Annotated in this window: 12 protein-coding genes and 1 pseudogene; 10 read left to right on the plus strand and 3 right to left on the minus strand. The window is 44.0% G+C overall.

Annotated features, from left to right (window positions below; translation table 11 throughout):
- Position 1 precedes the first annotated feature (1 nt).
- The 7 genes and pseudogenes from dmpG to D791_RS04155 all read left to right on the plus strand — a co-directional run bounded on the left by dmpG (position 2) and on the right by D791_RS04155 (position 6,498).
- A complete protein-coding gene (gene dmpG, locus D791_RS04130) occupies positions 2-1,039 on the plus strand; it encodes a 4-hydroxy-2-oxovalerate aldolase (protein ID WP_036508224.1) in 1,038 nt (345 codons plus the stop codon).
- The gene (gene dmpH, locus D791_RS04135; protein ID WP_036508227.1) at positions 1,039-1,830 is read left to right on the plus strand and encodes a 2-oxo-3-hexenedioate decarboxylase; all 792 of its coding nucleotides are present in this window, start codon (positions 1,039-1,041) and stop codon (positions 1,828-1,830) included. Before dmpG ends, dmpH begins: the two co-directional genes overlap by 1 nt.
- Positions 1,831-1,874: 44 nt before the next feature.
- Complete coding sequence (locus tag D791_RS04140) at positions 1,875-2,687, plus strand: SphA family protein (protein ID WP_051514170.1); 813 nt, start codon at positions 1,875-1,877, stop codon at positions 2,685-2,687.
- A gap of 77 nt (positions 2,688-2,764) precedes the next feature.
- Positions 2,765-2,956: a 4-oxalocrotonate tautomerase family protein gene (locus D791_RS04145; RefSeq protein WP_036508231.1), complete on the plus strand. Its 192-nt coding sequence runs from the start codon at positions 2,765-2,767 to the stop codon at positions 2,954-2,956.
- Between the two features lie 147 nt (positions 2,957-3,103).
- Positions 3,104-4,506 (plus strand): annotated as a pseudogene (locus tag D791_RS04150) (sigma 54-interacting transcriptional regulator); the annotation flags it as partial.
- A gap of 198 nt (positions 4,507-4,704) precedes the next feature.
- Entirely contained in the window at positions 4,705-4,800 is a 96-nt protein-coding gene (locus D791_RS20670; protein WP_237748524.1) for a helix-turn-helix domain-containing protein, read from the plus strand.
- A gap of 102 nt (positions 4,801-4,902) precedes the next feature.
- Positions 4,903-6,498: a methyl-accepting chemotaxis protein gene (locus D791_RS04155; RefSeq protein ID WP_081763718.1), complete on the plus strand. Its 1,596-nt coding sequence runs from the start codon at positions 4,903-4,905 to the stop codon at positions 6,496-6,498.
- Positions 6,499-6,511: 13 nt separating this feature from the next.
- On the opposite strand, the gene D791_RS04160 is transcribed toward D791_RS04155, so the two are convergent.
- Positions 6,512-7,402 carry a LysR family transcriptional regulator gene (locus D791_RS04160; RefSeq protein ID WP_337588599.1) on the minus strand — a complete coding sequence of 297 codons (891 nt, stop codon included), beginning with the start codon at positions 7,400-7,402 and terminating at the stop codon, positions 6,512-6,514.
- Between the two features lie 148 nt (positions 7,403-7,550).
- Here D791_RS04160 and azu point away from each other — a divergent pair, with 148 nt between their 5' ends.
- Positions 7,551-7,991, plus strand: a complete 441-nt coding sequence (gene azu / locus D791_RS04165; protein WP_036508236.1) for an azurin — start codon at positions 7,551-7,553, stop codon at positions 7,989-7,991.
- A gap of 15 nt (positions 7,992-8,006) precedes the next feature.
- On the opposite strand, the gene D791_RS18790 is transcribed toward azu, so the two are convergent.
- Positions 8,007-10,211, minus strand: coding sequence for a diguanylate cyclase domain-containing protein (locus D791_RS18790; RefSeq protein WP_051514172.1), 2,205 nt, complete (start codon positions 10,209-10,211; stop codon positions 8,007-8,009).
- Positions 10,212-10,367: 156 nt separating this feature from the next.
- On the opposite strand from D791_RS18790, the gene D791_RS04175 reads away from it, so the two are divergent.
- Positions 10,368-11,177 (plus strand): substrate-binding periplasmic protein, encoded by an 810-nt coding sequence (locus D791_RS04175; protein WP_036508238.1) that lies wholly within the window; start codon positions 10,368-10,370, stop codon positions 11,175-11,177.
- Between the two features lie 12 nt (positions 11,178-11,189).
- Here D791_RS04175 and D791_RS04180 read toward each other — a convergent pair whose 3' ends face one another.
- Positions 11,190-11,657 (minus strand): tetratricopeptide repeat protein, encoded by a 468-nt coding sequence (locus D791_RS04180; protein WP_036508241.1) that lies wholly within the window; start codon positions 11,655-11,657, stop codon positions 11,190-11,192.
- 368 nt (positions 11,658-12,025) lie between these two features.
- On the opposite strand from D791_RS04180, the gene D791_RS21350 reads away from it, so the two are divergent.
- Positions 12,026-13,771 carry a PAS domain S-box protein gene (locus tag D791_RS21350; RefSeq protein WP_036508243.1) on the plus strand — a complete coding sequence of 582 codons (1,746 nt, stop codon included), beginning with the start codon at positions 12,026-12,028 and terminating at the stop codon, positions 13,769-13,771.
- The last annotated feature ends 68 nt before the right edge of the window (positions 13,772-13,839 follow it).

Genomic DNA, 13,839 nt, shown 5'->3' on the forward strand with positions numbered 1-13,839 from the left:
AATGAACTTACAAGGTAAACAAGTCACCCTGCACGACATGAGCTTGCGTGATGGGATGCATGCCAAACGTCATCAAATCAGCATTGAACAGATGGTCGCCATTGCCAAAGGGATGGATGAGGCGGGTATGCCGCTGATTGAAGTCACGCACGGAGATGGTCTCGGCGGTGCGTCCGTGAACTACGGCTTCCCCGCTCATAGCGATGAAGAATATCTCAAGGCCGTGATCCCGCAGATGAAAAACGCGAAAATCTCGGCATTACTATTACCCGGTATCGGCACCGTCGATCACTTAAAAATGGCGAAAGACTGTGGCGTCAGCACCATTCGTGTCGCCACTCACTGTACCGAAGCCGATGTATCTGAACAGCATATCGGCATGGCGGCCAAGATGGGCATGGACACCGTTGGCTTCCTAATGATGGCGCACATGGTTGAACCCGAGAAGGTCCTCGAACAAGCCAAACTGATGGTCGGTTACGGTGCGAACTGTATCTATGCCACCGACTCTGCCGGTTACATGCTGCCGGATGATGTGACCGCCAGAATCGGCCTACTCAAAGCTGAACTGCCGGCTAACATCGAGATCGGCTTCCATGGCCATCATAACTTAGGCATGGGTATTGCCAATTCACTGGCGGCGATTGAAGCCGGTGCCACACGTATCGATGGCTCGGTTGCAGGTCTTGGCGCTGGGGCAGGGAATACGCCGTTAGAAGTCTTCTGCGCCGTACTGGATCGCATGCAGGTCAGCACCGGAATCGATCTCTACAAGATCATGGATGTGGCCGAAGACTTGGTCGTTCCGATGATGGATCAACCGATTCGTGTTGACCGAGATGCGCTGACGCTGGGCTATGCGGGTGTCTATTCCTCCTTTCTACTCTTCGCTCAACGTGCTGAGAAGAAATACGGCATTCAAGCTCGTGACATCCTCGTAGAACTCGGTCGTCGCGGCACCGTGGGTGGTCAGGAAGATATGATCGAAGACCTTGCCCTCACCATGGCGAAACAGAAACAAGCCCAAGGAGCCAAGTAATGGGAAATCTAACACGCGTACAAATTGAAGAGCTGGCCACCTATTGTGAAGAGGCAGAACTGAAAGCCTACGAAATCACCAAGGTTACTGAAAAATATCCCGAGATGACCTACGAAGATGCCTTTGATGTGCAGTGGGAAGTGAGGCGTCGTAAAGAAGCCCGTGGCCATAAGATCGTGGGCATGAAAATGGGCCTCACCTCTTGGGCGAAGATGGCACAGATGGGTGTGGAACACCCATGTTACGGCTACTTAGCCGATTACTTCAGTGTGCCGGAAGGCGGCGAGATCAAGATGGATGAACTGATCCATCCCAAGATCGAAGCGGAAATCGCCTTTGTCACCAAAGCGCCCTTAAAAGGCCCAGGTGTTCACATCGGTGATGTGATGCGTGCCACGGACTTTATCATTCCTGCCGTGGAAGTGATCGACTCGCGCTACAAGGATTTTAAGTTCGACCTGAAAAGCGTCATCGCGGATAACTCCAGCTCGACCCGCTTTATCACGGGTGGTCGTATGGCCCGTTTGGAAGATGTGGATGTGACCACCTTAGGTGTGGTGATGGAGATCAACGGTGAAGTGGTGGCTACTGGTGCAGGTGCGGCTGTACTGGGACACCCTGCTGCTTCAGTTGCGATGCTGGCGAATATGCTGGGAGAGCGAGGAGAAGAGATCCCCGCAGGGACCTTCATTATGACAGGAGGTATCACCGCCGCTGTGACTGTCAATCGAGGTGATTCGATCAATATCCGTTATCAAGATCTGGGAACGATTAGTGCGAAGTTTGTTTGACCTGAATGCTGTATTCCAACAATAACATTAATAAAGGAAACATGATGAATAAGCTAAAAGCGAGTGTCTTAGCTACCTTACTGCTGTCCCCCTTAGTCTCTCATGCCGGGCAATACGTGCCCGGTATTGAAGGGGTAAAATCAGCCGTTGTACCGCCACCGGGTGTCTACTATCGCGGTTACGCCGTTCATTATGACGCAGATAAAGCGGATGGTTTACCACCGAATAGCCGTGTGAAAGTGGATGCTTTAGCACACCGTTTTATCTGGGTCACAGAAACCGAAGTGCTCGGTGGTCAACTGGGTTTCGAGGCGATTTTACCTATGGTCAGAACGGATCTAGATATTGGTAACGGCATGGTACGTGACAAACAAACCGGACTCGGTGACCTGTTTGTCGGCTCCTTAATCGGCTGGCATGGTGATCGTTGGGATGCAGTCGCTGCTGCGGGTATTTGGAGTCCCACCGGGAAAAGCAGTCGCCCCGCTGATCCTGGGTTTGGCTATACCGAACTGATGCTGACGCTTGGGGGAACTTATTTCTTGAACGATAAAAAGAATCTCTCTTTCTCAGCCTTGTCGCGTTATGAAATAGCCGATAAAAGCGGTGTTAAGGATGAGCTCGTAGTTGAGTGGGGGATAGGTAAGCATCAAGGGTTGTTGGATTTGGGGCTTGTCGGTTATAGCCGCTGGGAGTTAGAGAGTGGAAAGTCTGAAAGCCACGCTATCGGGCTGTCTGCTGGCTATTTCTGGCCACAGCTCATGATGGGAATTGATGCAGGCGTTTACCAAGAGCACAGTGTTAAACAGGGGTTTGAAGGGACTAAGTTGAGAGTTGCACTCACGAAAGTGTTTTAATGATTGAGGCTGCATCGAAATGTGTCATCCGTTAGGCAAACGGGTGGCCCAAAATGCATCCTTCAAAGGAGGTCGTTATGCCAATTGCGCAGCTTTACATTATGGAGGGGCGAAGTGATGAGCAAAAAGAACGTTTGATTGCGTCAATCACAGAGTCAATCGCATCCTCCTTAGATACACCTATCGATGCGGTTCGTGTCATTATCACTGAAATGCCAAAACAACATTTTGGTATCGCAGGAAAATCGGCCAAGCAGCTAGGTCGATAAAGCACTTAGCGCTTTTCACACTGACAGACGTTAAGTGAGAACGACCTAACGTCTGTTAAAGGCTATGTGCAGAGCCGTTAGTCTAGATACACTTAAACGACGAATTCAGCTATTCTCATGATCGATATAATAAAAACAAGGTATACCATGACTTATAGCAATTTAGTGTTTCCGGACATTAAGCATCTTGTTGAAAAGCTACATTTTAATCCAGAGGAAGGCAAAATTTGGTTAGCTGAACAACGGACTGTTTTGATGGGTTTGGGTGCGCTTTCAAGCTTTCGAAAGGAAATTATTACAACCTTAGGCATGGCGCGAGCCAAAGGCTTTTTCATGCGGTTAGGGTACTATTCCGGTATGCGTGATGCTGAGTTGGCAAAAAAATTAAACCCAGATGCAGACCCAGATCAAGCCTTTCTAACCGGCCCTCAACTTCACTGCCTTCGAGGAATGGTCAAAGTTATTCCTCTAGCACTTGAATACGACCCTGCTAAAAAACATTTCTACGCCGAGTTTGAATGGGTTGATTCGTTTGAAGTTGAAATCTGTCGAATGTCATTAGGGCAGCTTGACGAGCCTGCATGCTGGATGCTTTTAGGCTACGCATGCGCATATTCGAGTTACTTCACTGGCCTGGATATACAGTTTCGGGAAGTTGAATGTCGAGGGCAAGGGGATCAGCATTGTCGAATTGTTGGTAAAGTCGCATCGGAATGGCCCGATCACGAAGAGTTTAGTCATTTGTTTCGTGAAGCCCCATTGATTGACGAACTCTACGAACTGCAATCCCGCATCGCGGATTTAGAGCAGAGTCTTGGTTACCCAGAGAATCTACCTAAGGCAATAGGTGAGGCTCCACCCTTCACAAGTGCATTAGAAATGATAGACCGTGGAGCAAACGCCGAGGTGACCATGTTATTAATTGGCGAAACGGGAACCGGCAAAGAGGTGTTGGCTCGGCGTGTGCATAGCATGAGTTCACGGAAGGATGGCCCTTTTGTAGCTGTTAATTGTGCGGCGATTCCGCCAGAGTTGATTGAGTCAGAGTTATTTGGTGTGGAAAAGGGGGCTTTTACAGGAGCGACCCAATCCCGTAAGGGCGATTTGAGAGGGCTCATGCTGGAACTATTTTTTTAGATGAAGTGGTTGAATTATCACCCAGAGCTCAAGCCGCTCTGCTACGCGTGATTCAGGAAGGAGAGCTTGAGCGTGTTGGCGATGACCAAACTCGAAAAGTAGATGTTCGCATTGTTGCGGCGACCAATGAGGATCTGGCAAATGCAGTCAAAGCAGGGCGTTTTCGTGCAGATCTGTTCTACCGTATCAACGCCTATATGGTCATTATTCCACCCTTACGTGAACGCCAAAATGATATTGCCCTCCTCGCTGAGCATTTCCGGAAGCGATATGAAAAACAGTATCGAAAAGTGACCTTAGGATTTACAGACCGCGCCCTCGCGGCGCTGCATGATCACAATTGGCCAGGGAATATCCGCGAGCTGGAAAACACGGTTGAGCGCGGTATCATTCTGACAGATGATAATAGCTCGATTACAGAACAGAGTTTGTTCAGTATGAGCGGGAATAAAAGTTCACATGAACATGATAAAGTCAGAAAAATTAATACATCATCGGGTCAGCTTGAAAATCCTTCATCAGAAAGGGTGTTTATTGACTCTTTATCAGAGCAAATCTTGGTACATCAGATTAGCATAGAAACTCTCGAAAAATCGTTAATTGAAAGAGCGATGAATAGATCTGAAGGCAATATTGCGGCAGCTGCTCGATTACTTGGGTTAAGTCGCCCAGCGCTGGCCTATCGAATAAAACGCAGTCAAAATTAATGCGATACATGCCAATATTACTCATTTCAGATCAAATGATGATTGATTTACGTTTTCTTTATCAGATAATGCTTAAGTTACCCATCAGCGAAGCAGAAAGTTATGATCAATATAAAGCGCTCTCTTAGTCTTTTAATCCTATCAGCCTTGATCTTAATGTTGATCTCCTCTGGTTCAACCTTTGTGTTGATGAATAAAAGTGCACAAACCTTAGTCGAGCATATTAATACCGATGTTGATGTAGAAAGGCATTTGTCTAAGCTTTTATCTGAGTCATTAGGCTTACGCCTTGCGGTGCTGGCTAAAATTACGAATCCCAGCAATGAGCAGCCGAATCGAAGCTATGAGCGCGCAGAACAGGAAATGGCCGCTGTCATTGCAGAAATTCAACAAATGAACATTGAGAAGCTGAATAGATTGCTGGTGTTGCACTCCACATGGATGCGACTGTCGCAGCAGATGATGCAAGATGCGTCGAACGCACGTACTGAGCAGGCATTGGCAACGATTTCGACAGAAGCGCCCATTTGGCAAGCTTTTCGCGTGCCCTTACTTGAGGAGTTAGCCTTGAGCAGTGAACAGGCCAGTACAGCCTATCAGATAGCCAATCAGCGCCGGAACCAAGCGGTTACCTCAACGTTACTGCTGATGGCATTTGCTTTAGCCTTAATGACCTTTATCAGTCTGGTGTTTTACCGTCGCATGAGTTTGGCCTTAGGTGGTGACGTCAACTACGCCGTAAAGGTGACGCATGCCATTGCCGAAGGGGATTTGTCTCTTAAGGTTGAGGTGGCACCGGGCGCCGACAAAAGTTTACTGGCTGAGTTGAGTAGAATGCAGAGGGGGTTACAAACCTTAGTTACATTGGTCAAGCGTAATGCAGAGGATGTAAGCCAAGAAGCTCAAAGTGTTCATAGTAAAACGGACGAGTGTCTTCGTTTAACCCAACTCCAAGCCCAGAGTACTGATACTGTTGCCTCAGCGATGACAGAAATGACGGCCAGTGCGCACGAAGTGTCAAGCAATGTAGCACAAACAGCGCAAGCGGCACGTATTGCTGAAGAGAAAGCGGTCAATAGCCAGCAGCAGCTGACAACAACGCTGACAACCCTAGAGCTGTTGAATCATAATATTCAAGATACCTCACAGGTGATGAATGATTTACAAGCTAGGACGGAGGGAATCAATCAAATCATTGATGTCATTCGTAATATTGCCGAGCAAACCAATCTACTCGCCCTAAATGCGGCGATCGAAGCTGCGCGAGCGGGTGATCAAGGTCGAGGGTTTGCAGTGGTGGCAGACGAAGTGAGAACGTTAGCGACGCGATCAGCGCAAAGTACCGAAAAAATCAGTGAAGTGATTGGTGCATTAATCGCAGAGTCACGTCGTGCTCACCAAGCGATGGAAAAGAGTCGTGAGCAAACATCTGAGACAGTGACGCTAGCCAACGTGACCTTATCTGAGTTAAATGAAATGATGAAAGCGATTGAACAGATTGCGGACATGAGCACTCAGATAGCAAGTGCTGCCGAGCAGCAGTCCATGACGGCAGATGATATTAATCGCAATATGATCACCATTAATGAAATGTCCGAAGCGAGTCGGCAGGCCTTTAATGAAACGTTCAGTTCGACAGAGCGTCTGAGTTATGCGTCGAAAATACTCAGTAACGAGGTTGAAAAATTTAAAGTTTAATACAACCCCATCGCTAAAAAGTGATGCTTTTAGCGATATCAAAAAAAGACTGCACTAATGGGGAGTCGCGATCATCATCGCGCCGTCCTAAGTGAATATGCTTATAAATGCCCTCTTGCCCTAAACGAAGGGGGCGAATCGGCAAGGTGTTGGCTGTCTGCTCCACGAGCCAGCGTGGTAAGGCTGTGACACCACGGTTTGATGCAACCATCTGCAGCAAAATTTCAGTTGCTTCTAAGGTTTTGTGCTTTTTAGGACGACAATTCGCAGGCAATAAAAACTGCTGAAAAATATCCAATCGATCCACATCAACCGGATAGGTTAATAAAACCTCATTGACGAGTGCGTGTGGCTCAACATGGTTAAGATCATGAAGTGGATGGGTTGCCCCCACCACGAGAACCAATTCATACGAAAACACAGGTTCGAAGGTCACACCGGGTCTGTGTAATGGATCGGGGGTGACTAAAAGATCGATATCATGATTAAAAAGAGCGGCCATACCGCCAAATTGAAAACTTTGCTTAACATCCAGATCCACATTGGGAAACTGGCTTAAAAAAGGGCTAACAACTTTAAGCAGCCATTGATAGCAAGGATGACATTCCATACCAATGTTTAGGCTGCCTTGCTCATGCTGGGCAAATTGCAGCAGTGTTTCATCGATGCGCTCGAGTTGTGGCAGTACACGTTTTGCTTCTTTTAATAAGTAATGGCCTGCTTGGGTTAAACGGACACCGCGCCCATCTTTGACCCAAAGAGGCCCTCCAATCATAGACTCCAACTTTTTGACAGTATGACTGAGTGCGGATTGCGTGAGATTCAAGGCATCTGCTGCAGCTGTGACGGAGCCTCTGCGCTCTAGCTCGCGAAGAATACGAAGATGGGTGCGTTCAATCATCATTAATTACTATTTTTAATCGGTTGATATCAATCTATCCTTTTTATTCATTGCTTTCAATTTTTCGCATGTATGGTGATTTATTTTTTTATTTGATAATAGTAATAATAATGATTACTATCAATCCGTCAGTTAATAACGGAGTTTTCAAATGAAACGTCTTACGCTAACGAGCCTATTGCTATGCTTGCCTGCTTTTGCTTTTGCATCAACCTGCGAGTTGAGCATTGATAGTACAGATCAAATGAGATTTACAGAAACTGAGCTTCGTGTTCCGGCTGGGTGCGAAACCGTTAATCTTACGTTGACTCATTCGGGTAATTTAGCCAAAACAGTCATGGGCCATAATTGGGTATTGGTTGAATCGGATCAGCTTAGTGCCGTTGCTACTGCTGCCATGGCGGCGGGTGCGGCGAATAACTATTTGCCTGAAGGCGATGATCGAATTTTTGCAGCAACGGATCTAATCGGGGGCGGGGAAAGCACGAGTATCGAGTTTTCAGTGGCCGATTTGAAAGGAAAAGACCTTACCTTCTTCTGCTCGTTTCCTGGGCATTCTGCTTTGATGAAAGGGGCGTTTATTGTAGAGTAAGTGCCTTGCTTGAACTCACTCGATGACTTGAGTAAAGATGCTGAATTGATTCTTGCCAGATAGCTTTGCTTCGTACATCGCTTGATCGGCTTGTTTTAATAAATCTTCGAAATCGAGTGTTTTTTCCTGCGGGTAAAACGTTATTCCCAAGCTAGCCGAAACATTAAAGCGCTTGTCTTTATACGTGTGCGTGGTCGTGCATGCTTGAAGCAGGCGCTTGGCCGTTCTTTTACAGGCATCTTGATCACTAAGATCGGTTAAGATTGCAACAAATTCATCGCCACCAATCCTTGCTAATGTATCGCCTTCTCGCAGGGATAAACTCATTTGCTTGGCTACGAAGCGCAGTAAACTATCGCCTGCGTCATGCCCATATTCATCATTGATTCTTTTGAAGCCATCCAAATCTATAAAGACAACAGCCAGTTTACGATGATGGCGATGAGCATTCAGTATTGCTTGTTTCAAGCGGTCTAAGAGCAAAGAACGATTGGGTAGGTTTGTTAAAAGATCGAAATGCGCCATTTTTTGCAGACGAGATTCCTGCTGTTTTTGAAGACTAATATCAGTAAACAATGAAACGTAATGAACAATCGTATGGTTTTCATCTCGAACCGCCGTAATGGTAAGGTGCTCTATAAACACTTCGCCATTTTTTCGCCTATTCCAGACTTCTCCATTCCAATTTCCATCTTGTTGAATCGCGCTCCAAAGTTCAGCATAAAATTGTGAGTCTTGGTGTCCAGATTTGAGTAATCTGGGTGTTTGCCCAATCACATCTGATCGTTCATAGCCAGTGATTGTACAAAAAGCATCGTTAACTTCCAGGATCACCCCATTTGGGTCGCAGATCATAATCCCTTCGTTAGCATGGCTAAATACGCTTGCAAGCTGGCTTAGTTTGATGTTTTGCTCATGCAGTAATGCGAGATGTTGTTGTCGTTCAGTAATATCCTCCATGATGCCGACGAAGTGCGTAAGCTCATGTTGATCATTATTAACGGCAGAGATTCGAGTGGCCACGATGATTGGATGACCTGAGATGGTTTTGTTTATTAACTCTCCTTCCCAATCCAAGCCTTGCTGCAAATGTGTGTTAAGTTGATTGAGCACCTCGGGAGAGGTTAAGCCACTGGCTAAACAATTTGGGTTTTGTCCGATAAGTTGATCCGATGAAAATCCAAACAAGCGTTCAACTGCAGAATTGACATAAACAATAGTACGGTATTTATCTGTAACGATCACGGCTGCGGTTGAGTGTTCGACTGCACTAAAAAGAAGCTTCTTTTGTTCTTGAATAACAGAACGCCGCAGTACTTCGATAAAGAGGCCAGTAAAAGAAACCAGTATAAGTAGAAGAAAAGCAACCAGCATCATCATTTGATTTTTGTTACTGGAGCGCCAGTTGTAAAGAAGGTCCTGCTTTGATTGTGTGACCGAAATGATAACAGGGTAACGCAATGAAAGACTCAAGGCGTGCGTCAGGTGTTCGGATGGTATTCGTTGAGTTTTAAGCCCGGACTCAAGTAAGAAGGATACATCGGGTAAAGGAGTATGCTCAGGTAATGTTGAAATTAAGCGTTCGTTATCATAGCCGATTAAGCTTAAATCAAAATGAGCACCATTTGCCCCTTCGTTCTGATCGAATAGCTCAGTGAAGTAATCTGGATTGAGTGCAACAAGTATCCAGTAGGTTTCCCCCTTTTCCTCCTTAAACCATAAAGGAAGACCTGTAATCAGTATTGAGTGGTTAGAACGGATGGTCATTTGATCCGTCATGGGGACAAAACGTTGATCAATTGAACCAAAGATAATTAAACCATTTGATGAACGTGAGTTTCGATGTTGATCCAGTTGAAGATGCTGAGTATCAAGATGTTTACCTTCACTGCGTCCTGCACTGTCTATTAAGACGGATGTGTCTTTCAGAACGAGAATTTGACGAATATGAGGGGCGAAGTATAGGGTGTCATCAATACGCTCTCTTAAGCGGGCGAGCCAACTTGGGTCTTCAGTGTCTAGAGGACGTTGAGGGATGAGTGTTTCCAGTGAAAGAATACTGGCTTCCACAGACTCGAGTGTACGTGTAATACTGCGCTCTAATATTTGGCTTTGGAATGTAATTCTTTGATTGTTAAGATCATTTTCTTTTTTGAGACTGCTCCATACCGTCATTATTACGGTACTGATCAAAGCAAAAAACAGTATGACAATTAACACAAGGAAACGCCAATGCGTGTATAACCTGTGTAAACTAAATATCGAGCGAACAGACTGAAGTTTTTGTAGATCTAAAGTACTCAACCCTACGCTTCCAATTTAATCTATTAACATTTAAGCTCCGCAATTCTAGCACATAAGATTGGAACTCACGAAATGAAATTAAAGCGCTTTGGTCTGATTGCTATGCTTCTATATGTGTACAACGTCAGCATTGCTGAAGAATTAAGTGCCAAAAAAGCTGACCGATTGCTCAATATAAAAATGAATAACGAATTACGTGTCTGTATTTGGCCGGACTATTACTCCATTACGTATCGTAATCCTCGTACTCAAATGTTAGAGGGGATTGATATCGATATTGCGCATGCATTTGCAGAGTTTCTTGATGTAAACATCATTTTTGTAGACAGTTCTTTTGCGATGCTTGTGGAAAATTTATCAAACAATCGTTGCGATATAGCCATGCATGGTGTTGGAGTACGTGAAGATCGTGCGCAGTTTATGGCGTTTACACAACCGCATCTCCGTAGTGGTATTTTTGCAGTGGGTCGAAAGAACAATTCAGATATACAGTCATGGGAGGATATAGATCAGCTAGGCAATATAGTAGTGGCTCAAAAAGGCACGTATATGGAACCTGTAATGCGTGATCAATTAGAGTATGCCGAACTAACCGTGGTGGATGATTTTATGGCCAGAGAACAAGAAGTTATGTCTGGCAGGGCGGATGTGTTCATGACCGACTACCCTTATGCGCTCAGAATGGTGTCTTTAACTCAATGGGCTCGTCTTATTGAGCCTCCAACTCCACTAGCACCAACGGATTATGCGTATGCAGTCCCACTCAATGAGGATCAATGGTTAAAGACAGTCAATCATTTTATGGACGAGATACGGTCAAAAGGGTTGTTACTTGAATTTGCACGTAAGAATGGTCTAGAGCCGATCGTCTTAGTTGACTAAAATCTGTACTTTTTAAGGGGCACCTTTTAACTTTAAATATTCTAAAGCTGGCGTAAAACCGTCCTCTGCTGAGAGCCTCATCCACTGCCACGCCAAGTCTGGATTGGCCTCGACCCCCTTGCCCTCGAACAAGTTGAGGGCGTAATTGTATTTCGCAAGGCTGGCATAGCCACCTTCAAGCTCAGCGGCGGTGCGCAGTAAGGTATTTGCGTAAGCGAGATCTTTCTGTACGCCAACACCTGTTTCATATATTTGTGCCAGCCCAATGTAGGAATAGCCATCTTGCCAACGAGCAATACAGTCCTCAAAGATTCGAATAGCGCTGGTGTGATCACCTGTTTTTCGCGCCACATATCCATAAAAGCATTTGCCACGCTGATCTGAGTCAATCACGGCTTGATAGTCTGGAGTGGCCACTGCCTGTGTGTTGATTTGCAATAGGATTAAGCAGGATAATGCCTTTAAGGTTAAATACTTCATTATTGTCGTACCAAGGTTTGCAAAAAGTCTATTTTATGAATAAAGATAGTTGTTATTTTTTAAAAAAACAATTAAATTTTCATATGGGTGTTGATTTTTTTTGATCGATTGGCTATAAAATATTATGATTTTGCTAATTTTAATGATGGGTTTGATTATAATTCCATTTTAGTTTTTCTTTTTAATACGCTGGCTGTTTGAAATTTCAGATTTTGGAAGGTAGGATCTATTAAATGAAATTGAGCGTATAATAAAGGCTAAAGCTTTGGATTTGAGTTTATATGTAGTAGCTTATTTTAATTTTTACCTTTAGTTCGAAGATGTCAGCGGTTCTGATAGCTAATTTTAAATAATAAGTGAGGCCGTATATGTTTTTCCAATTTAATGCGTCTGAATCCCTACAAGCTCTAAATCAAGCTATCATTGCTATAGTAACCATAAATGAAAAAAACAATATCACCTTCTTTAACCCAGCTGCAGAGGAACTATGGGGTTACAAAGCATCCGAGGTAAAAGGCAAAAATGTTGCAATGCTCTTGCCAAGTGAACTTCATAAAAATCATGATGGTTATGTAAATGCTCATCGAACAACAGGGCAGAATAAAATTGTTGGTAGCTCGCGTGAGGTTCAACTTCAGCATAAAGATGGACATAAAATTTGGGTTCAATTGTCATTATCCAAAGTGAATGTTAAAGGAAAAAAGTACTATACAGCTTTTATTCGTGATATTACGAAGGAGCGTGAATCTCGCGAAATGATTAACCAAACACTTGAACAAGCCCTCGATGCTGTTGTTTGTATTGATGATAAAAATAATATTACGTTTTACAACACAGCCGCAGCTAATCTTTGGGGGTATTCAAGAGATGAGGTGATTGGTCAAAATGTAAAAATGTTGGTTCCGAGAGAAATACAGTCAAAGCATGATGGTTTTGTTAATGCAAATCGTGATACTGGTCAAGATAAAATAGTCGGAACAAGTCGAGAAATTAAAATAGAACGAAAAGATGGTGAATTATTATGGGGGCAATTATCACTTTCAAAGGTAAGACTAGATGATAAAACAGTTTATACCGCTTTTGTCAAAGACGTAACCGAGGAAGTAAATAAACGTCAAGAAAGAGAAATGTTGTCTTTGGTTGCCAATGAGACTGATAATGCCGTTATAATTACAACACCCAATGGACTTATTCAATATGTTAATAGAGGTTTTGAGAGGTTAACTGGATACCCATCAAAAGATGTTATAGGAAAAAAACCAGGCTCGTTTTTACAGGGGCCAGGGACCGATATCCGAACAGTCGAGAGAATTAGGCACCATCTTCATAGCTTAGAACCCTTTTATGATGAAATTTTAAATTACTCAAAATTAGGTGATCCGTACTGGGTTTCGTTATCTATAAATCCTGTCTTTAGTGAATCTGGCCAGCTGAAAAATTTCATATCGGTGCAAGCAAATATAACAGATGTCAAACAGATGGCCCTTGATTTTACACGTAAGTTGGAAGCAATTGGTGAAGCATTGGTTCTTATGGAGTTTGATGTTAATGGACGTTTTTTAAGTGCAAATAAATTATTGGATGAAAAGATAAAAGGTTTTTTTACTCATGATGAATGTATTGATTATGTTCTAAAAAGTTTATCTGATAATGCAAGAAAAGAGTTGGATGAAAAGAGTTTTACAAGTATTCAAATCAGCTTAGAAAAAGGCAATAAACTATTGTCACTGGATGCGAGGCTTTGTATTTTAAGAGATTTTAAGAAAAAAGCGACTCAGTATGTGTTCTTTGGTGTAGACGTTACTGGGCGTAAAATGGCTGTTATACAGACCAGAGATGCGATGGAAGGTGTACTTAGTGTTAGTCAGACAATCAGTAATATTGTTGGGACAATTAATGGTATTTCTGAACAAACCAACTTACTTGCATTGAATGCTGCTATTGAGGCCGCCAGAGCAGGGGATGTTGGAAGAGGGTTTGCTGTTGTTGCAGATGAAGTCCGTAGTCTTGCTGCTAATTCAAAGGATGCTAGTAGTGAAATTGATAAACTAGTTAAAGACACCGTGTCTAAGATAAATGAGTTAGCTGAACATTTGAGTAATATCGATCGTTAATGTTTAAGAGGGAATTAGATGTTAGATAAGGTTCGACCTTTTTCAGCTTACATGTTCATGCTTTGGTA

Source organism: Nitrincola nitratireducens (assembly GCF_000585235.1).
GTDB lineage: Bacteria > Pseudomonadota > Gammaproteobacteria > Pseudomonadales > Balneatricaceae > Nitrincola > Nitrincola alkalisediminis.